This is a genomic window from Actinomycetota bacterium (genome assembly GCA_036280995.1).
In the GTDB taxonomy this organism is placed as follows: domain Bacteria; phylum Actinomycetota; class CALGFH01; order CALGFH01; family CALGFH01; genus CALGFH01.
Genome location: DASUPQ010000319.1, coordinates 1 through 18,895, shown reverse-complemented (window position 1 = coordinate 18,895; position 18,895 = coordinate 1). Strand labels below are relative to the sequence as shown.

18 protein-coding genes are annotated in these 18,895 nt (G+C 73.9%); 4 read left to right on the top strand and 14 right to left on the bottom strand.

The genetic code is table 11. The features are described 5' to 3' along the window. Positions 1-170: 170 nt before the first annotated feature. The 6 genes from hisF to hisD are packed head-to-tail and all read right to left on the bottom strand — an operon-like array spanning position 171 to position 5,429. Positions 171-932 carry an imidazole glycerol phosphate synthase subunit HisF gene (gene hisF, locus VF468_10850; GenBank protein ID HEX5878803.1) on the bottom strand — a complete coding sequence of 254 codons (762 nt, stop codon included), beginning with the start codon at positions 930-932 and terminating at the stop codon, positions 171-173. After that, positions 929-1,699: a HisA/HisF-related TIM barrel protein gene (locus VF468_10845; protein HEX5878802.1), complete on the bottom strand. Its 771-nt coding sequence runs from the start codon at positions 1,697-1,699 to the stop codon at positions 929-931. Before VF468_10845 ends, hisF begins: the two co-directional genes overlap by 4 nt. Next, complete coding sequence (hisH, locus tag VF468_10840) at positions 1,696-2,358, bottom strand: imidazole glycerol phosphate synthase subunit HisH (protein ID HEX5878801.1); 663 nt, start codon at positions 2,356-2,358, stop codon at positions 1,696-1,698. Before hisH ends, VF468_10845 begins: the two co-directional genes overlap by 4 nt. A gap of 58 nt (positions 2,359-2,416) precedes the next feature. Further along, the gene (gene hisB / locus VF468_10835) at positions 2,417-3,037 is read right to left on the bottom strand and encodes an imidazoleglycerol-phosphate dehydratase HisB (GenBank protein HEX5878800.1); all 621 of its coding nucleotides are present in this window, start codon (positions 3,035-3,037) and stop codon (positions 2,417-2,419) included. Next, the gene (locus VF468_10830; protein HEX5878799.1) at positions 3,034-4,122 is read right to left on the bottom strand and encodes a histidinol-phosphate transaminase; all 1,089 of its coding nucleotides are present in this window, start codon (positions 4,120-4,122) and stop codon (positions 3,034-3,036) included. Before VF468_10830 ends, hisB begins: the two co-directional genes overlap by 4 nt. Further along, positions 4,119-5,429, bottom strand: coding sequence for a histidinol dehydrogenase (hisD, locus tag VF468_10825; protein ID HEX5878798.1), 1,311 nt, complete (start codon positions 5,427-5,429; stop codon positions 4,119-4,121). The genes VF468_10830 and hisD overlap by 4 nt, the downstream gene beginning before the upstream one ends. Before the next feature lie 182 nt (positions 5,430-5,611). Here hisD and VF468_10820 point away from each other — a divergent pair, with 182 nt between their 5' ends. Beyond that, positions 5,612-6,253, top strand: coding sequence for an LON peptidase substrate-binding domain-containing protein (locus VF468_10820; GenBank protein HEX5878797.1), 642 nt, complete (start codon positions 5,612-5,614; stop codon positions 6,251-6,253). Positions 6,254-6,268: 15 nt separating this feature from the next. Next, on the top strand, positions 6,269-7,387 hold the full coding sequence (locus VF468_10815; protein HEX5878796.1) for a hypothetical protein: 1,119 nt from the start codon (positions 6,269-6,271) through the stop codon (positions 7,385-7,387). Here VF468_10815 and VF468_10810 read toward each other — a convergent pair. The 5 genes from VF468_10810 to VF468_10790 all read right to left on the bottom strand — a co-directional run bounded on the left by VF468_10810 (position 7,335) and on the right by VF468_10790 (position 15,287). Continuing rightward, positions 7,335-7,988 carry a LysE family translocator gene (locus tag VF468_10810; protein HEX5878795.1) on the bottom strand — a complete coding sequence of 218 codons (654 nt, stop codon included), beginning with the start codon at positions 7,986-7,988 and terminating at the stop codon, positions 7,335-7,337. The two genes, VF468_10815 and VF468_10810, sit on opposite strands and share 53 nt — an antisense overlap. Beyond that, positions 7,981-9,075 (bottom strand): S-(hydroxymethyl)mycothiol dehydrogenase, encoded by a 1,095-nt coding sequence (locus VF468_10805; GenBank protein ID HEX5878794.1) that lies wholly within the window; start codon positions 9,073-9,075, stop codon positions 7,981-7,983. The genes VF468_10810 and VF468_10805 overlap by 8 nt, the downstream gene beginning before the upstream one ends. 51 nt (positions 9,076-9,126) lie before the next feature. Further along, positions 9,127-13,722 carry a DNA polymerase III subunit alpha gene (gene dnaE, locus VF468_10800; protein ID HEX5878793.1) on the bottom strand — a complete coding sequence of 1,532 codons (4,596 nt, stop codon included), beginning with the start codon at positions 13,720-13,722 and terminating at the stop codon, positions 9,127-9,129. 184 nt (positions 13,723-13,906) lie between these two features. Further along, the gene (locus VF468_10795) at positions 13,907-14,578 is read right to left on the bottom strand and encodes a DUF1990 family protein (protein HEX5878792.1); all 672 of its coding nucleotides are present in this window, start codon (positions 14,576-14,578) and stop codon (positions 13,907-13,909) included. Then, positions 14,568-15,287, bottom strand: a complete 720-nt coding sequence (locus VF468_10790) for a DUF1990 family protein (protein HEX5878791.1) — start codon at positions 15,285-15,287, stop codon at positions 14,568-14,570. Before VF468_10790 ends, VF468_10795 begins: the two co-directional genes overlap by 11 nt. A 64-nt stretch (positions 15,288-15,351) precedes the next feature. Between VF468_10790 and VF468_10785 the strand changes: the two genes are divergently transcribed. After that, positions 15,352-15,570, top strand: coding sequence for a hypothetical protein (locus tag VF468_10785; protein ID HEX5878790.1), 219 nt, complete (start codon positions 15,352-15,354; stop codon positions 15,568-15,570). Between the two features lie 63 nt (positions 15,571-15,633). On the opposite strand, the gene VF468_10780 is transcribed toward VF468_10785, so the two are convergent. The 3 genes from VF468_10780 to VF468_10770 are packed head-to-tail and all read right to left on the bottom strand — an operon-like array spanning position 15,634 to position 17,523. Continuing rightward, a complete protein-coding gene (locus VF468_10780) occupies positions 15,634-16,557 on the bottom strand; it encodes an RluA family pseudouridine synthase (protein HEX5878789.1) in 924 nt (307 codons plus the stop codon). After that, positions 16,554-17,075 (bottom strand): signal peptidase II, encoded by a 522-nt coding sequence (gene lspA, locus VF468_10775; protein ID HEX5878788.1) that lies wholly within the window; start codon positions 17,073-17,075, stop codon positions 16,554-16,556. The genes VF468_10780 and lspA overlap by 4 nt, the downstream gene beginning before the upstream one ends. A 1-nt stretch (position 17,076) precedes the next feature. Further along, entirely contained in the window at positions 17,077-17,523 is a 447-nt protein-coding gene (locus VF468_10770) for a TraR/DksA C4-type zinc finger protein (GenBank protein ID HEX5878787.1), read from the bottom strand. Between the two features lie 337 nt (positions 17,524-17,860). On the opposite strand from VF468_10770, the gene VF468_10765 reads away from it, so the two are divergent. Further along, the coding region (locus tag VF468_10765; protein ID HEX5878786.1) for a class I tRNA ligase family protein at positions 17,861-18,895 on the top strand (1,035 nt) is incomplete at its 3' end.

Here is an 18,895-nt window from a genome sequence, read left to right as displayed (position 1 = left end):
AGCCCTGGCCGCGCGACCGGAAGGCACCGGGCGCCGCGCGATCCGGGAGTGTGCCCCCCTTTGCCTCTCCACGGGCCCCGCTGGGGTGGGCCACCAGAGGTTGGGCGCTGGATCACCGCCACCGGCAAGCTTGCCGTGGCCCGGGTCCGGGGGTCAAGGCCCGGCGTGGGCTACGCCCGGACCGGGAGGCCGGCGTCGGCCAGGCCCTGCTTGACCTCGGCGACGGAGAGCTGGCCGAAGTGGAAGACGCTGGCCGCCAGGACGGCGTCGGCCCCGGCCTGGGCGGCGGCGGCGAAGTGGTCGACCTGGCCGGCGCCGCCGCTGGCGATGACCGGGAGGTCGACGGCGCCGGTCACGGCGCGGACCAGCTCCAGGTCGTAGCCGGTCTTCTGGCCGTCGGCGTCCATGGAGGTGACGAGGAGCTCGCCGGCCCCGCGCCGGGCGCCCTCCTCGGCCCAGGCAAGGGCGTCGAGGCCGGTGGGGGTGCGGCCGCCGTCGACCACCACCTCCCAGCCGTCGCCCCCGGGACGGCGGCGGGCGTCGATGGCCAGCACCATGCACTGGACCCCGTAGGTGCCGGCCCCGGCCGACAGCAGCTCGGGGTCGCGGACGGCGGCCGAGTTGACCGAGACCTTGTCGGCCCCGGCCCGGAGCAGCCGCTGGACGTCCTCGACGGTGCGGACGCCTCCGCCGACGGTCAGGGGGATGAACACCTGCTCGGCGGTCCGGGCGACGGCCTCGAACAAGGTGGCGCGCGCCTCCACGGTGGCCGTGATGTCGAGGAACACCAGCTCGTCGGCGCCCTCGGCGTCGTAGATGGCGGCCAGCTCCGCCGGGTCGCCGGCGTCGACCAGGTTGACGAACGACACGCCCTTGACCACCCGCCCGGCGGCCACGTCCAGGCACGGGATCACCCGCCGGGCCAGGGTCATGCCCGCCTCCCGTCCGGGGCGCCGTTTCCGGGGGCGGCCTCGGCCAGGGTGGCCAGGGCCTCGGCGACGGTGAAGCGGCCGGCGTAGAGGGCCTTGCCGACGATGGCGCCCTCCAGGCCGTCGGGCTCCAGGGCGGCCAGGGCCCGGAGGTCGCCGAGCTGGGCGACGCCGCCGGAGGCGATCACCGGGCGGCTGGTGGCGGCCAGGACCTCGCCGAGGCGGTCGGTGGCCGGGCCGGTGAGCATGCCGTCCCTGGCCACCTCGGTGTGGACGAAGCGGCGGCAGCCGGCCGCCTCCAGCCGCTCCAGGACCTCGAACAGGTCGCCGCCGCTGGCCGTCCAGCCGCGGGCCTGCAGGGTCCGGCCGCGGGCGTCGAGCCCGACCGCGACCGCCTCGCCGTGGCGGGCGCACGCCTCGGCCACCCACGCCGGGTCCTCCAGGGCGGCGGTGCCGATCACCACCCGGGCCGCGCCCAGCTCCAGCAGGGCGTGCAGGTCGTCCGCGGTCCGCACCCCGCCGGAGGCCTCGACCCGGACCGCCGGGGCGACCGCCCGGACGATCCGTCCCAGGTGCTCGCGGTTGCGGGGGCCGCGCCCGAAGGCGGCGTCCAGGTCGACCACGTGCAGCCAGCTCGCCCCCTGGGCGGCGAAGCCGGTGGCCGCCTCCACCGGGTCGCCGTAGCCGGTCTCGGTGCCGGCGACGCCCTGGACGAGGCGGGCCGCCTGCCCGTCGAGCAGGTCGACCGCCGGGAGCAGCTCCAGGGTCATGCGGCGCCGACCTGGGTGACGAAGTTGGCCAGCAGGGCCAGGCCGGCCCTGCCCGACTTCTCCGGGTGGAACTGGGTCCCGAACAGGTTGCCGCGCTCGACGGCGGCGCCGAAGCGGCCGCCGTAGTCGCAGACGGCGGCGACCGCGTCGCCGTCCGGTTCGGGGGCGTAGGAGTGGACGAAGTAGAAGCGGGTCCCGTCCCCGAGGCCGGCGAACAGGCGGCTGCCGGGCCGGACGGTGACCTCGTCCCAGCCGATGTGGGGGATCTTCACCGGGCCCGATTCACCGGGGCACCCCCTTGGGGTTCCCCGGACCCCTCCGGTGAGGCGCCGGATCTTGCCCGGGACGACCCCGACGCCGTCGGCGACCGGGCCCTCCTCGCTGGCCTCGAACAACAGCTGCATGCCGACGCAGATGCCGAGCAGGGGCCGGCCGGTGGCCAGCCACCCGGCCACCGCCTCGGCCCCGCCGGCCGAGGCCAGGCCGCTCAGGCAGGCCCCGTAGGCTCCGACCCCGGGCACGACCAGCCCGGCCGCCCCGGCGGCCGCCTCAACGGTCGGCACCACCCGGACGTCGGCGCCGGCCCGGTCCAGGGCCTTGGCGGCCGAGTGCAGGTTCCCGACCCCGTAGTCGAGCACGGCGATCGGCGGCCGCCTCATGGCGGTCCCCAATAGAGATCCCCGACCCCATAGTCGAGCACGGCGACCGGCGGCCCGGTCATCCGAGGACCCCCTTGGTGCTGCCGGCGCCGGCCCGCGGGTCGGGCGCGCAGGCGTCGCCGAGGGCGCGGGCCAGGGCCTTGAAGCACGCCTCCAGGCAGTGGTGGGGCAGGTCGCCGGCCTCCAGCTGGACGTGGATGGTGCAGCGGGCGTTGGCGACCAGCGCCTCCATCAGGTGGCGGGCCTGGCGCGGGTCGAAGCTGCCGAGCTCGCCGGGGGCGGCGTCGACCTGGACGTCCCAGACCAGGTAGGGCCGGCCCGACAGGTCGACGGCGGCCCGGGCCCTGGCCTCGTCGAGGGGGACGACGGCGTCGCCGAAGCGACGCACGCCCGACTTGTCGCCCAGCGCCTCGGCCAGGGCCTGGCCGACGGCGATGCCGGTGTCCTCGACCGTGTGGTGGGCGTCGATCTCCAGGTCGCCCTTGGCCTCGATGGAGAGGTCGAAGCGGGCGTGCCTGCCCAGCTGGGAGAGCATGTGGTCGAGGAACGGCACGCCGGTGTCGGAGCCGCCGCTGCCGCTGCCGTCCAGGTCGAGCTCGACGGTCACCGAGACCTCGGCGGTGCGCCGCTCGATCCGGGCGGTCCGGGGCGGCCCTGCGGCCACTCCCCCTGCGGTCATCGGTTCAGCTCCTCGGTGAGGGCGGTCAGGAACGCGTCGTCCTCGGCCGGTGTGCCGACCGTGACCCGCAGGTGCCGGTCCAGGGTCGGGTAGCGGGAGACGTCGCGGATCAGGACCCCGCGGTCGAGCAGACCCTGCCACAGCCGGCGCGGGTCGACCGGGGTCTCGAAGCAGAGGAAGTTGGCGTCGCTGGGCAGGACCCGGACCCCGGGGAGGCGGTCCATGGCGGCCGCGACCCGCTCCCGCTCCCGCTCGGTGGCGACGATGTGCGACATCAGCGCGCCCTTGTGCTGGAGGGCCCGCAGGCCGACGGCCTGGGTGAGGGTGGACAGGTGGTAGGGCAGCCGGACCAGCCGGACCCCGTCGACCACCGCCGGGTCGGCGAGCAGGTAGCCGAGCCGCAGCCCGGCCATGCGGAACGCCTTGGAGAAGGTGCGGGTGACGACCAGGTTGGGGTGGCGCGACAGCAGGTCGGCGGCGTGCGAGGTGCCGAACTCGCCGTAGGCCTCGTCGACCACGACCAGCCCGGGGGCGGCGGCGCAGACGGCGGCGAGGGTGTCGGCGCCGGTCGCCTCGCCGGTCGGGTTGTTGGGCGAGCACCAGAAGGTCAGGTCGGCGGCGGCCTCGGCGACCAGCTCGGCGGCGGCCTCGGGGTCGAGCAGCTGGTCGCGGGGCTGGACCCGGGTCACCAGGCGGGTGCCGCTGGCCCTGGCCAGCAGCGAGTGCATGGCGTAGGTCGGCTCCACCACCAGGGCCGAGCGGGCGGGCCCGACGAAGGCGAGCAGGAGCTGCTGGAGGACCTCGTTGGAGCCGTTGGCCGCCCAGGTGCCCTCGAACCCGTGGCCGGCGTGGAGGGCCAGGGCCTCGCGCAGCTCGGTCGCCTCCCGGTCCGGGTAGCGGTGCAGCTCCAGGCCCCGTACCGCCTCGGCCAGGTCGTCCATGACCTCGGCGGGCACGGCGTACGGGGTCTCGTTGGTGTTGAGCCGCACCGGCACGTCGAGCTGCGGCGCCCCGTACGGCACCATCCCGGCCAGGTCGTCCCTGACCCGCACCCGCCCGGTCGTCCTGGGCACCGACGCGCTCACCGCGCCCCCTCCCGATCCTCCGCGAGCCTGGCCGCCACCGCCCGGCCGTGGGCGGGGAGGTCCTCGGCCCGGCTGAGGGCGGCCACGGTCGGGGCGGCCGCGGCCAGGGCGTCGCGGTCGAAGGTGGCCTCCTGCACGGTACGGAGGAAGTCGAAGGTGGACAGGCCGGAGGCGAACCGGGCCGTGCCGGCGGTGGGGAGCACGTGGTTGGTGCCGGCGGCGTAGTCGCCGAGGGCGACCGGGGTCCAGGGGCCGACGAACACGGCGCCGGCGTTGCGGACCTGGCCGGCCAGCTCGCCGGGGTCGGCGACCAGCAGCTCCAGGTGTTCGGGGGCGAACGCCTCGGCCACGGCCAGCATGGCCCCCCGGTCGTCGCAGAGCACAGCGGCCGACTGGCCGGCGAAGGCGGCCTCGACCCGGTCGCGGTGGGCGGCGGCCGCGACCTCCCGGGCCAGCAGCGGCTCGACCGCCTTCCAGAGGTCGGCGTCGTCGGTGACCAGCAGGCAGGCGGCCAGCGGGTCGTGCTCGGCCTGGGCGACCAGGTCGACGGCGACCAGCAGCGGGTCGGCGGTGGCGTCGGCCAGGACGGCGACCTCGGTCGGGCCGGCGAACCCGTCGGTGCGGACCTGGCCGGCCACCTCCCGCTTGGCCAGGGCCACGTACAGGTTGCCGGGCCCGGTCACCGAGTCGGCCGCCGGGACCGTGGCCGTGCCGCAGGCCAGGGCGGCCACCGCCTGGACGCCGCCGAGCAGCCACACCTCGTCCACCCCGAGCAGGGCCGCCGCCCCGAGGATGGACGGGTGGCCGCGGCCGCCGGGCCCGGGCGGGGTGGCCAGGACGACCTGGGAGACCCCGGCCGCCTGGGCGGGGACGACGTTCATGACCACGCTGGACGGATAGGCGCCGAGCCCGCCGGGGGCGTACACCCCGGCCCGGCGCAGGGGCACGAACCGCTGCACCAGCCGGACTCCGGGCCGGTCGGCCCAGACCAGGTCGGCCGGGCGCTGGGCCTGGTGGAAGGCGCGGGCCCGCTCGATGGCGTCGAGCAGGGCGGTTCGTAGATCAGGGCCGAGCCCGGCCTCGGCGGCGGCCAGCTCCTCGCCGCTGGCCCGCCACGCGTCCGGTGGCGTGTCGACCCCGTCGAAGCGCCGGGCCGCGTCGGCCACGGCGTCGTCGCCGCGGGCGGCGACGTCGCCGACCAGCTCCCGCACCTCGGCCCGGGCCGCCTCCACCGCCTCCGCGGGGGCGCGGGGCAGCACCCCGGCCGGGTCGCGGTCGGACCCTCGCAGATCGATGACGGGCAGCACGGCGGCTCACTCCACACACTGAAGACGGGCAGGCAGCGGGTCGGGATTCACCCTACCGCAGCCCCCTGGCAGACGCCGACACGCAGCCCCCGGTAGGGCCCCGCAAACCAGTGGGGGAGGTTCGGCGCGCCCCGACCCGAGGCGGAGCGCGGGCTGCGGCGGTGGGGGCTTACCATGGCTCCGTGGACCTGCCGCTGTTTCCGTTGCAGACCGTGCTGTACCCCGGTCTGCCGATCCCGCTGCAGGTGTTCGAGGAACGCTACCGGCAGATGTTCAAGCGGGTCCTCGACGGGGAGCGCCGCTTCGGGGTGGTGGCGATCGTCAAGGGCCGTGACGTCGACGCCGGCGCCACCTACCACCCGGTCGGCTGCGTGGCCGAGGTGGCCGAGGTCGACCGCCACGCCGACGGCCGCCTGGACGTGGTCGCCCGCGGGCGCAGCCGGTTCCGGATCGACGGGGTCACCCAGGCCGCCCCGTACATCGTGGCCGAGGTGAGCGAGCTGCCCGAGGCCACCGGGGAGGCGGCCGAGCAGCGCACGCTCAAAGCCGGCCGGCTGTTCACCCGCTATGTGGCCACCCTGCTGCGGATGGCCGGCCAGGAGGCCGAGCCGATCGACATCCCCGACGACCCGGTGGCCGCCTCCTACCTGGTCGCGGCCGGGCTCCAGGTCGACCTGGCCGACAAGCAGCGCCTGCTGACGATCCCGTCGGCGTCCGAGCGCCTGGCCGCCGAGGCGGTCCTGCTCCGCCGCGAGCTGGTCCTGCTGGAGCACTTCCGGGTCGCGGGCCCGGCCCCCACCGCCACCCCGTTCAGCGTCAACTGAGCAGCGGTGGGGCGCATGCCTGTGCCGGTGGCGGGGCCGGTCGACCTGCCGGGGAGCCTGGACGTGTTCCGGCGCTCCGGGGACGACCTGCTCGACCGCTGGGACGGGCGGGTGTGGCTGCGGGCGATGGCCGTCGACGGCCACATGGTGGGGGTCGCCGCCCGCCCGGCGGGGACGCTGGCCGACCCGGCGCTGGTGGCCACCGCGGAGGCGGGCGCCGACCCGGGGGCGGCCGGCCGGGCGCTGGCCGGCGCGTTCGTGACCGCCCCGGAGGCCCTGGCCGAGCTGGCCGCGGCCGACCCGGTGGTCGCCGGGATCGCCGCCCGCTTCCCCGGGGTCGGCCCCGTCCTCCAGCCCGACCTGCTCACCGCCGTGGTCCGCGCCATCAGCGCCCAGCAGATCACCCTGCGCTTCGCCGCCACCCTCCGCGGCCGCCTGGCCCGGCGCTACGGCCGGCGCCATCAGGTCCCGGTCCCACCGGAGGTGCCGGGGGTGTGGACAGCGACGAGCCCCCGATCCGACCGTCGGCTACCCTCCCGTTCGGGGGCCCCAGCATCCCGGGGTGGGGGTGACCGCTGGCCCGGCGAGCAGGGCGACCGGCCCGACGAGCAGGGCGACCCCATCCCCGAGGACCCGGCCGTCGTCGAGGTGTGGAGTCTGGACGCCGGACGGCTCGCCGGGGCGGCCGTGGCCGACCTCCGCGGGCTGCAGTTCTCCACCTCCAAGGCGGTGGCGACGATCGCCTTCGCCGGGGCGGTGGCCGACGGCCGGGTCGACCTGGCCACCCTGGCCGGGCTGGAGGACGAGGCGGTGGTGGAGCGGCTGGTCACCTTCCCCGGGATCGGGCGCTGGACGGCCGAGTGGCTGCTGGCCCGGACCCTCGGCCGGCCCCGGGTGGTGGCCGGCGACCTCGGGGTCCGCAAGGCGGTCGGGGCCGCCTACCTGGACGGCCGCATGCCGTCCGAGACCGAGGTGCGGTCGGTCACCGCCCACTGGGGGCCGGCCGCCGGGGTCGCCCAGCAGCTGCTGCTGCACTGGCTGTCGGCCGAGGCACCCGGCCGGGGCGGGCCCCGGCGGGCCGCTACTGGCTCGAGGACCGCGACCCGGCCAGAGCGGTCGTCACGCCCAGGCTGATCAGCACCCCGCCCGAGACCAGCCGCGACGTCCTCGCCACCCCGGGGCGGCGGCGCAGCCAGCCCGCCCCGGTCGCGGCCAGCACGGCGTAGGCGCCGTCGCTGAGCAGGCCGAGGACGACGAAGGCGACCCCGAACACGACCACCTGGAACGGCACCGAGCCCCGGGACGGGTCGACGAACTGGGGCAGGAAGGCGAAGAAGAACAGGGCCGTCTTGGGGTTGAGGACGTTGACGACGATCCCCTGGGCGAAGACCCGCCGAAGGCTGTGCCGGTCCCCTCCCGGGCCGCCGGCCGTGGCCAGGAGCTCCTCGTCGCGGGCCCGCAGCCGCTGGATCCCCAGCCAGACCAGGTAGGCGGCGCCGACCCAGCGCACCGCGTTGTAGGCGGTGGCCGACGAGACCAGCAGGGCCGACAGGCCGAGAGCGGCCGCGGCCACGTGCACCAGGGTGCCGACGTGGATGCCGCCGACCGAGGCCAGCCCGGCGGCCCGGCCCTGGTCGACGCTGCGGGTCACGATGTACAGCACCGACGGGCCGGGGATCACCAGCAGGGTGATCGCGGCCACGGTGAACAGCGCCAGCGTCGACGCCTCAGGCATCGGGGAACACCACCACCGAGCGCAGCACCTCGTTCCGTTGCATCTTGGCGAACGCCTCCTCGACCTGGTCGAGGCCGATCGTCTCGGAGACGAACCGGTCGAGATCGTAGCGGCCGCGCAGGTACAGGTCGATCAATATTGGGAAGTCGCGGGTGGGCAGGCAGTCGCCGTACCAGGCCGGCCGCAGCGACCCGCCGCGCCCGTAGAAGTCGAGCATGCGCACGTCGATGCGCATCTGGGGGTTGGGCACGCCCACCTGGACCAGGGTGCCGGCATGGTCGCGGGCGTGGAAGGCCTGCTTGAACACGTCCGGGTTGCCGACCGCCTCCACGGTGACGTCGGCGCCGAAGCCGCCGGTGAGCTCGCGGATGGCGCTGACCGGGTTGACCTGGCTCGAGTCGACCAGGTCGGTGGCCCCGAACTGCCGGGCCAGCTCCAGCTTGCGCCGGTCGACGTCGACGGCGACGACCTTGCCGGCGCCGATGAGGGCGGCGGCGTGGACGGCGGCGTTCCCGACCCCGCCGCAGCCGAACACGGCCACCGTGTCGCCCCGCTCCAGCTTGGCGGTGTTCACGATCGCCCCGAAGCCGGCCATGATGCCGCAGCCGACCAGCCCGGCCGCCTCGGGCCGGGCGGCCGGGTCGACCTTGACCGCCTGGCCGGCGGCGACCAGGCAGCGCTCGGCGAAGGCGCCGATGCCGATGGCGGCCGACAGCGGGGTGCCGTCCTCCAGGGTCATCTTCTGGCTGGCGTTGCGGCTGTCAAAGCAGTACCAGGGCCGCCCCCGCAGGCACGAGCGGCACTGCCCGCACGGCGCCCGCCAGGCCAGGACCACGAAGTCACCCGGGGCCACGTTGGCCACGTCGGGTCCGACCGCCTCGACCTTCCCGGCCGCCTCGTGGCCGAGCAGGAACGGGAACTCGTCGTTGATCGAGCCCTCGCGGTAGTGCAGGTCGGTGTGGCAGACCCCGCACGCCTGCACCCGGACCAGCACCTCCCCGGGCCCGGGGTCGGGCACCAGCACCGTGACCAGCTCGACCGGCGCCCGCCCGGTCCTTGCGATCACCCCGCGCACCTGGTGCCCCATTGCCCGCCTCCTCCTCGGATGCCCTGCCAGAGGAACCCTACCGGGAGCGGGTCAGGTGAGGAGCGCGTCGGGGCCGAGCTCGGCCTTGATCTCGGCGTAGAGGCCGTTGCGGGGGTCGACCCGGAACTCGTCGCCGAGGCGGACGACCATGGTGGAGCGGGCGCCGCGGATCTGGAGGTGGACCGGGGACTTGCCGCGGTGGGAGCCGAGGATGTGCTTGATGCGGGTGACCACGCCGTCGTTGCAGGCCCGGGCCTCGAGGTTGAGGACCACGGGGGCGGAGCCGCTCTCGGTGAGGTTGGGCGGCTTGACCTCGAGGGCGACCAGCTTGGGGGTGTCGTCGCGGGCGTCGACCCTGGCCTTGACCACCACGACCGCGTCCTGGACGAGGATGCCCTGATGCTGGGTGTAGACCTGGGGGAAGAAGATGCACTCGGCCCCGCCGTCGAGGTCCTCGAGGTCGGCGACGATGTAGACCTCGCCCCGCCTGGTGAACTTCTTGGTCAGCTTGGCCAGGATGCCGGCGACGGTCACGACCGACCCGTCGGCGCGTTCGCCGAGCGACGACAGCGCGGTGTCGGCGGCCCGCTGGAGGACGTGCTCCAGGCCGAGCAGCGGGTGGTCGGAGACGTACTGGCCCAGCATCTCCTTCTCGAAGGCGAGGCGCTGGGACTTCTCCCACTCCTCGCGCCCGACCGGCGGGAGCGGCTCGGTGACCACGTCCTCGCCGTCGCCCAGCCCCCCGAACAGGGAGAACTGGCCGGCCGCCTCGGCCCGCTTGCGGACCGTGACCCGGTCGACGGCGACCTCGTGGACCTCGAACAGGGCCCGCCGCGGCACCCCCAGCGAGTCGAAGGCGCCGGCCTTGATCAGCGACTCGATGACCCGCTTGTTGAGCACGCCGATGTCGACCTTCTCGCAGAAGTCGAAGAAGTCGGTGAAGCGGCCCTTCTCCCGCCGGGCGGCGATGATCGCCTCGACCACCTGCTCGCCGACGTTCCGCACGGCGGAGAGCCCGTAGCGGATCGCCTTGCCGTCCGCCGGCGTGAAGTCGCTGTCGGACTCGTTCACGTCCGGGGGCAGCACGGTGATGCCCATGCGCCGGCACGACCCGAGGTACTTGGGGCGGGCGTCCTTGTCGTCCTTGACGCTGGTCAGCAGGGCCGCCATGTACTCCACCGGGTGGTGGGCCTTGAGGTAGGCGGTCTGCCAGGCGACCAGGCCGTAACCGGCGGCGTGGGCCCGGTTGAAGGAGTAGCCGGCGAACGGCTGGATCAGCCGCCACAGGGTCTGGGCCTGGTCGTCGGTGAGGCCCTTCTCGCGGCAGCCGGCCAGGAAGCGCGGCTCCTCCTTGCGCATCAGGGCTTCGATCTTCTTGCCGATCGCCTTGCGGACCAGGTCGGCCTCGCCGGCGGTGTAGCCGGCCACCTTCTGGAGCAGGGTGATGATCTGCTCCTGGTAGACCAGCACCCCGTAGGTGTCGGCGGTGATCTCCGCCATCAGCGGGTGCAGGTGCTTGACCCGCCGGGGGTCGCGCTTGCCCGCGATGTAGTTGGGGATCTCCTCCATCGGCCCCGGGCGGTACAGGGCGATCAGGGCGACGATGTCCTCGAACCGGTCCGGGCGGAGCTGGCGCAGCAGCCGCCGCATGCCCTCCGACTCCATCTGGAAGACGCCGTCGGAGTCGCCCGCCTGGAGCATCCTGAAGGTGGCCGGGTCGTCGGTGGGCAGCGCCCCCAGGTCCAGGTCGACGTCCCTGGCCCGCAGGTGGACCAGGGTGTCGTCGAGCACGGTGAGGTTGCGCAGCCCGAGGAAGTCCATCTTGAGCAGCCCGAGCTTGGCCACCCCGTTCATCTCGTACTGGGTGATGATCGCCCCGTCGGCCTCCCGCCTCATGATCGGGACCTGCTCGACCAGCGGGTCGCGGGAGATCACCACCGCGGCCGCGTGCACCCCCCACTGGCGGCGCAGCCCCTCCAGGCCGGCGGCGGTGTCCAGCACCTGGCGGGCCTCGGGGTCGTTGTCGCGGGCGGCCCGCAGCTCGGCCGAGAGCTTGAAGGCCACGCTCAGGGGGTGCTCCTTGCCCAGCACCGGCGGGGGCATGGCCTTGGCCAGGTCGTCGCCCAGCTTGTAGGGGAACCCGAGCACCCGGGCCGAGTCGCGGATGGCCTGCTTGGCCTTGATGGTGGAGAAGGTGACGATCTGGGCGACGTGGTCGGCGCCGTACTTCTCGGTGGCGTAGCGGATCATGTCGCCGCGCCGGCGCTCGTCGAAGTCCAGGTCGATGTCGGGCATCTCGTTGCGGCCCGGGTTGAGGAACCGCTCGAACATCAGCCCGTAGGCGATCGGGTCGAGGTCGGTGATGCGCAGGCAGTAGGAGACGCAGGAGCCGGCCGCGCTCCCCCGTCCCGGGCCGACCCGGATGCCGTGCTCGCGGGCGTGGCGGCACAGGTCGGCCACGATCAGGAAGTAGCCGGCGAAGCCGAGCTGGTCGATGACCTGGAGCTCGTAGTCGATGCGGTCGCGGGCGTCTGGGGGCAGCGGGTGGCCGTAGCGCTCGGCCGCGCCCCGCTCGACCTCGGCCCGCAGCCACGACTCCAGGGTGTGGCCGTCGGGCACCTCGAAGTGGGGCAGGAGGTTCTCGCCGAAGCGGAGCTGCACGTCGCAGCGCTCGGCCACCTCGAGGGTGTTGTCGCAGGCGTCGGGGTGGTCGGCGAACAGGGCCCGCATCTCGGCCGGGGACTTGAGGTAGAACTCCTCGGCCTCGAACCGGAACCGCTTGGGGTCGGCCAGCACGGCCCCGGTCTGGATGCAGAGCAGCACCTCGTGGGCGGCGGCGTCGGCCTTGTGGGTGTAGTGGAGGTCGTTGGCGGCCAGCAGGGGCAGGCCGAGGTCCCGGGCCAGGGCGATCAGGTCGGGGTTGACCCGGCGCTGCTCGGGCAGGCCGTGCTCGTGCAGCTCGACGAAGTAGTTGCCGGCCCCGAACAGGTCGCGGAACTCGGCCAGGGTCGCGGCCGCGCCCTTGCGGTCGCCCTTGAGGAGGCGCTGGTTGACCTCGGAGCCGAGGCAGCCGGAGGTGGCGATCAGCCCCTCGCCGTAGCGCTCGAACAGCTCCCGGTCCATGCGCGGCTTGTAGAAGTAGCCCTCCAGGGAGGCCGCCGACACCAGCCGCAGCAGGTTCCCGTAGCCGGTCTGGTTCTCGGCCAGCAGGGTCAGGTGGCTGTAGGGCTCGGCGGTGTCGCGCCGCTGCTTCTCGAACCGGGAGCCGGGGGCCAGGTAGGCCTCGCAGTTGTGGAGGACGAAGTCCGAGACGTAGGAGTTGTCCTCCTCAACCTCAAAGTTGAAGACCTCGGTGTCGAGCCGCACCGGCTGCACGGACAAGATCGGTCGGTAGAGAAACCGGTCATCTTCCAAGGTGCGCGAGTATCGGCGATTCGGCGCGAAAGTGACGACGTACCACCGGTGGTTACGAAGGCTCTTGCCCCATGGGAAGACGCTTGGCGACTCCCCAGTGGTGATTGTTGTCCAGTGGCCAACGTCGGCGAGCAACGTCCGCACGCCCCAGGCGAGCGAGCGAGAGGCGGTCTTGAGGTCTCGCCGACCGCTGGGGTTCGACTTGCGGCTCGGGTTCTTGCCGTCACCGTCCAGGAGTCCATCCAGGAAGCCACGACGGGCATCGGGCGGTCCGTTGAGGATCTGCGCGGGAACTCGCTTGTTCCTGGCGCCTTTCCCGACCAGCGCGATCAACAGATGGGCGAGGGGCGTACTGGCTGCCTTGATCTCTTGCGACTGCCGGTCGGGCCGGTCGTAGGGGACAGCGGTGACGCCAAAGCGGCCGAGGATCTCGATGATGCGGGCGGCCAGCTCTGACTCGTCACGGTGAAGCGTGAAGCCCACCTCGCCGTTGACACGGCCGCGGACGGAACCGACATGGCCTTCAGCGGCGTAGATGCCGAGCAGGTAGCCGACGTCGTAGTCGAGCGGGATGCGGTCGGGAAAGCGTGGCCAGGCCTGGTCCCCCCGATACTTCGACCTGTAGGTGCGGGTGAGCCCGCCCGTCAGCGGCGCCGAGAAGTCGTTCGGGAGGAGGTCACGGCAGCTGATCTCGGTCCACTCGGTGCGCAACCGGGGCAGGCAGGCCCAGGACTTCCAGCAGTTCACACCTCCATGCTTGCTCGCTTGGCCCGCATCGATGTCGGCTGGTTTGGTCCAGTCCACCAGGCCGTCACGCGTACGGACGAGGATCGGATGCTCTTCGGTGAGGGTCAGGGTCCGGCCATACCGTCCGCCGAGCGAGACGGTGTACGCCTGTCCCTCATAAGGCCGGCGCATGGTGCGAAGGACGCGACGGAACCGCCCATTGTGGGTGAGCACCATGTCGCCGACACGGACATCCTCGACGTTCTTGACACCGTCGGCGGTGATGATCTCCTGGCCAGCCAGCAAGCACCCGATGACGGGCTTGACCCCGTGCCTCTGGCCGGCCAGGTAGAAGTCGACGGCGCCGAACAGCTGGCCGTGGTCGGTCATGGCCAGGGCGGGCATGCCCATGCGGGCGGCCTCGGCGAACAGGTCGTCGACCCGGGCGGCTCCGTCGAGCATCGAGTACTCGGTGTGCACGTGGAGGTGCGCGAAGCTGCCCGGCATGGCTGCTGTTGCTCTCCCCTACCGTTGGTGCGAAGGCCGCTCGACCGGAGTTTCCCACAGCCTGTGGACAAATGACACGGATGTAATTCCGGGCCAGGAGCCTACACCCAGGGAACGCCGGAGGCAACGACCCTCGGCTGTCCGAAATCGTTGCGGCACAACGGTTTCGGAGGGAACCGCCAGGTTAACGGCTTGTCGCCGGAGGGTCCCCCGCGGGGGCTCTCGAGGCCACCCGGGCGGCGGTGAGGCGAGCCATGCGCTGGCAGGCGTGCCTGGCGAAGCGGCGCTGGACCCAGCGCCCGAACACCCGGAAGCCGAGCCGGATGACCGGGTTGGGGATGTGGGCCGGGCGGGAGAAGGCGTGGATGCGGAAGTCGACCTCGCCGCTGTCGAGCCACTTGCGGACCTCGTAGTCCATCTGCCCCATCTCCAGGTGCCCCTGGAGGGTGCGGTAGTTCCAGCCCCAGCGCCGGACCGGGCGGCCGCCGACGGCCACCTCCTTGTCGACCAGGCCGCCGACGCGGACGCCGAAGTGGAACCGGAGGCCGTAGAAGCGGCCCTCCAGCAGCATGTCGCGGGTCTCGAAGGGGCTGTCCTCGGCGTAGACGGCCCGCACGATGGCCGGGTCGGCGAACTCGTAGTCGCGCATCAGCCGCTGGGCGACCTCGAAGCTGCCCCCGGGCACCGGCGGGCCGGGCGCCTCGGGCGGCAGCTCCTGGAGGTAGTCGTCGATCTTCCAGCCGCTCTCGGTGGTGAAGTGCTCGCTCTGGCCGGGGTCGAAGTTGACCTCCTTGCCGGCCAGCGCGGCAAGGGCCCGGTAGGCCCGGCGGCCGGCCCGGGGGCGGTCAGCGGCCACGGGCCCCCTCGACCTCGACCCGGCGGGTGTCGATGTGGATGCCGCCGCGGATGCGGCCGCCGGCCAGCTTGGCCGCCCGCTCGCAGAAGTGGGTCCACATGTGCAGCTGCATCTCCTTGGCCAGCTTGACCCGGTCGAACAGCAGGCTCGACAGGCGGTCGCCGCTGCGGGCCCACGACTCGATCTCGAAGCGGACGGCGTCGCCGTCGGCCGAGGTCCGGAACTCGATCTGCCCGGCCTCCAGGTGGCCCTGGAGGGTGGCGAACCGGAAGGAGGTCGGCGTCCGGTCGGCCACCACCACCGGGCCGTCCCAGGGGCCGGGCATGCGGACCACGAACTCGTCCCCCACGGCCAGCGGCCCCTCCCCCCCTCTGGTCTTGCGGAACACGGCCACCTCGATCGGGGCGGCCCGGTTGGGCTCGCGCAGCAGTTCGCCCATCAGCTCCTCGGGGGTGAGCCGGCCGCCCTCGATGCGGACCCGGTAGCGGCGCCGGAACAGCGGCCCGGACCCGTCCTCGAGTCGCTGGAGCCGCCCGTCGGCCAGCCCGCCGGGCAGGGGAGGGGGCAGGTCCCGCTCCGGCGACCCGTCCTCGTCGCTGCGGTGCAGCGGCATCGTCCGCCACAGGTAGCGCCAGAAGGCCAGTCCCATCCCGAGCGGCCACCTGGCCACCGTCCCGGCCCGCCTGGCCGGCCCCGTCTCCGCTCCCATGTTTCTCCTTTTCGTGGTCGTCTACCCCAACGGTTGCCCCATAGACCATCGAGAAGGAGCCACGATGCTGGTCAAGGCACTCCACGCCGCCGGCCTGCGCAGCACCTACCTGCAGGCGGCGTCGCTCGGCTCGATCGCCCTCTGCCTCGGCCTCTGGGTCCGGGCCAAGACGGTCGACCAGGACCACCGCGACAACGCCGAGCGCCGGGCCCTGTTCGTCGGCCTCTGGCCCCCGATGTTCTGGCTGATCGGCGACTCCCTCCAGGAGCTCGAGGAGGGCTGATTCTGGCGCCGTCTGGGCTTCACCGAGACGGGCTCGAGTCGGAGACGAGCCTGATGGGCAAGGTCATCCCCCGGCGCGGAGGTGGTCCAGGACCCCCTGGAGGTCGGGCGGGAAGGGTTCGGTGAGGTCGACCCGGTCGCCGGTGGCGGGGTGGGTGAAGGCCAGGCGCCAGGCGTGGAGGAAGGGGCGGGTGAGACCGAGGCGGGTGGCCAGGGTGGGGTCGGCGCCGTAGGTGCGGTCGCCGGCGAGGGGGTGGCGGAGGGAGGCGAGGTGGACCCGGACCTGGTGGGTGCGGCCGGTCTCCAGGGTGGCCTCGATGAGCTGGACGGCGGGGAAGGTCTCCAGGACCCGCCAGTGGGTGACGGCGGGGCGGCCGCCGGGGACCACGGCCATGCGCTTGCGGTCGCGGGGGTGGCGGCCGATGGGGCCGTCGACGGTGCCGCGGCCGGCCGGGAGGCGGCCCTGGACCAGGGCCAGGTAGCGGCGCTCGACCCGGTGGGCGGCCAGGTCGCGGGCCAGGGCCTGGTGGGTGGCGTCGTCCTTGGCCACCAGCAGCAGGCCCGAGGTGTCCTTGTCGAGGCGGTGGACGATGCCGGGGCGGCCGGCGTCGCCGCCGCCGGCCGACAGGCTGGTCCCGGGGCGGCCGAGGAGGGCGTTGACCAGGGTGCCGGTGGGGTGGCCGGGGCCGGGGTGGACGACCAGGCCGGGCGGCTTGGCCACCACCAGCAGGTGGTCGTCCTCGTGGCGGACGGTCAGGGGCCGGTCCTCGGCGACCGGGTCGCCGTCGGGCGGGGCCGGCGGCGGGGTCCAGGCGAGCCGCTCGCCTCCCCGGAGCCGGTACGACTTGGGGCGCGGGCGGCCGTCCACCTCGACCAGGCCGTCGCTGGCCCAGCGGGCCGCCTGGGCACGGGAGGTCCCGGCCAGCTCGGCCACCACCTCGTCCAGACGGCGCCCGGCGACCCGGCCCGGGTCGGGCGCCTGGGTCAAGAGCGCTCGGTGTCGGCCGGCGCCTGCTCGGGCTCGCGCTCGGCCCGGCCGAGCATCAGGGCGAGCAGGATCCCGCCGACGACCACGCAGGAGTCGGCCACGTTGAACACCGGCCAGATGCCGACCTTGACGAAGTCGACCACCTCGCCCCGGAGGAAGGCCTCGCCCCGCAGCAGGCGGTCGGTCAGGTTCCCCAGCGCCCCGCCGAGGATCAGGCCGAGGACGACCAGCATGGACAGCGGCTGGGCGCGGCGCGAGGCGTAGACGATCCCGCCGATGATGACCATGGCCATGATCCCGAAGAACAGCGGGGCCCCGGTCAGCAGCGAGAACGCCCCACCGGAGTTGGTGGTGTAGCGGAGCTGGACGAGGTCGCCGATCACGTCCACCGGGGGGCGGCCGGCCAGGTTGACGACCACCAGGTGCTTGGTCAGCTGGTCGAGGGCGAGCACGGCGGCGGCGGTGCCGTACAGGGCCAGCACCCGTCGGGACCGCGGCGCCGCGGCCGGCTCGGCCATGTCAGCGCGGCCGGGCCCGCTGACGGGCGTCGGCCAGGCACAGGGTGGCGTAGGGCAGGGCGTCGAGCCGCTCGGCCTCGATGGCGCGGCCGCAGGCCTCGCAGCGCCCGAACCCGCCGGCGTCGATCCGGGCCAGGGCGTGCTCGACCTTGTCGATCAGGTCCCTGGCGTTGCCGACCAGCGACAGGTCGCGCTCGCGCTCGAAGGTGAAGCTGCCGGTGTCGGCGAACTCCTCGTCGAAGCCGACCTCGCCGGTGGCGTCGGCCAGGCTGGCCTCGGTCGACTCCTCCAGGTCGGCCCGCTGGCCCTGCAGCTCGGCCAGCTCGGCCTCCAGCCGCCGGCGGTAGGCCTGCAGGTCCCGCTTGGTGAGGACCGAGCGGCGGCCGCGCGGTCGCGGCATGGGGTCGTCGGCCCCGGCGGCGGCCTCAGCGGTCTTCTTGCGTGCCATGGCTCCTCCGACCAATCCGATTGCCTGTCCGGGGTAGACTGACGATACAGGCAATGACGGGAACGAGTAGGGGGCGGCACGGCCGCCAGCGAGCCGGGGATGGTGGAAGCCCGGCGGCACGGCGCCTCTCGAAGATCCTCCCCGAGCCGCTGCCCGAACGGCGCCCAGCCCAGTAGGCGCAGCCGGGTCAGCCCGTGACAGCTGGAGACCGTCCGGCGGCGCCGGGCGGCCGGTGAGTGGCCGGTGGCCGTGAGGCCGCCGGCACGAGGGGTGGTACCGCGGGGCCCCGGCCTCGTCCCTTCGCCCAGGTCGACGACGCGAAGGAGACGATCACCAGATGGGCCAGTTCCCCCAGGTCGACCCCAACCTCGACCTCCCCGCGCTCGACGCCCGCGTGCTCCAGCTGTGGCGCGACCGCAAGGTGTTCGAGCGCTCGGTCGACCAGCGGGTGGGGGCCGAGCCGTTCGTCTTCTACGAGGGGCCGCCGACCGCCAACGGCAAGCCCGGCGTCCACCACATCGAGGCCCGGGTCTTCAAGGACCTGTTCCCCCGCTTCAAGACCATGCGCGGCCACCGGGTCGACCGCAAGGGCGGCTGGGACTGCCACGGGCTGCCGGTCGAGCTGGAGATCGAGAAGGAGCTGGGGCTCAAGGACAAGCAGGCCATCGAGCGCTACGGGGTGGAGGCGTTCAACGCCCGCTGCCGCGAGTCGGTGCTGCGCTACGTCGACGTCTGGGAGCAGCTCACCGAGCGGGTCGGCTTCTGGATCGACACCAGCCAGGCCTACCGGACGATGGACGCCTCGTACGTGGAGAGCGTCTGGTGGGCCCTGGCCGAGCTGCACCGCCGCGGCCTGCTGGTCGAGGACTACAAGGTCACCCCCTGGTGCCCCCGGTGCCAGACGACCCTGTCCGACGCCGAGGTGGCCATGGGCTACAAGGAGGTCGAGGACCTCACCGCCTACGTGGCCCTGCCCGCGACCACCGGGACCCTGGCCGACGAGGGCGCGGCCCTGCTGGTCTGGACGACCCAGCCGTGGACGCTGGTCCCCAACGTCTCGGTGGTGGTCGGCCCCGAGATCGACTATGTGCTGGTGGAGGCGACCGGGGAGGACGGCCGGGTGCGCCGGCTGGTGGTGGCCCGGGACGCGGTCGCCAGGGCGGTCGGCGAGGACGCGCGGGTGCTGCGCCCGGTGCCTCTGGAGGAGCTGCTCGGCACCCGCTACCAGCGGGCCTTCGACCTGATCCCGGTGACCAAGGAGGAGGCGGCCCGGGGCTGGACGGTGGTGGCCGACGAGTACGTCACCACCGGTGACGGGTCGGGCCTGGTCCAGACCTCCCCCGCCTACGGCGCCGAGGACCTGGCCGTGGGC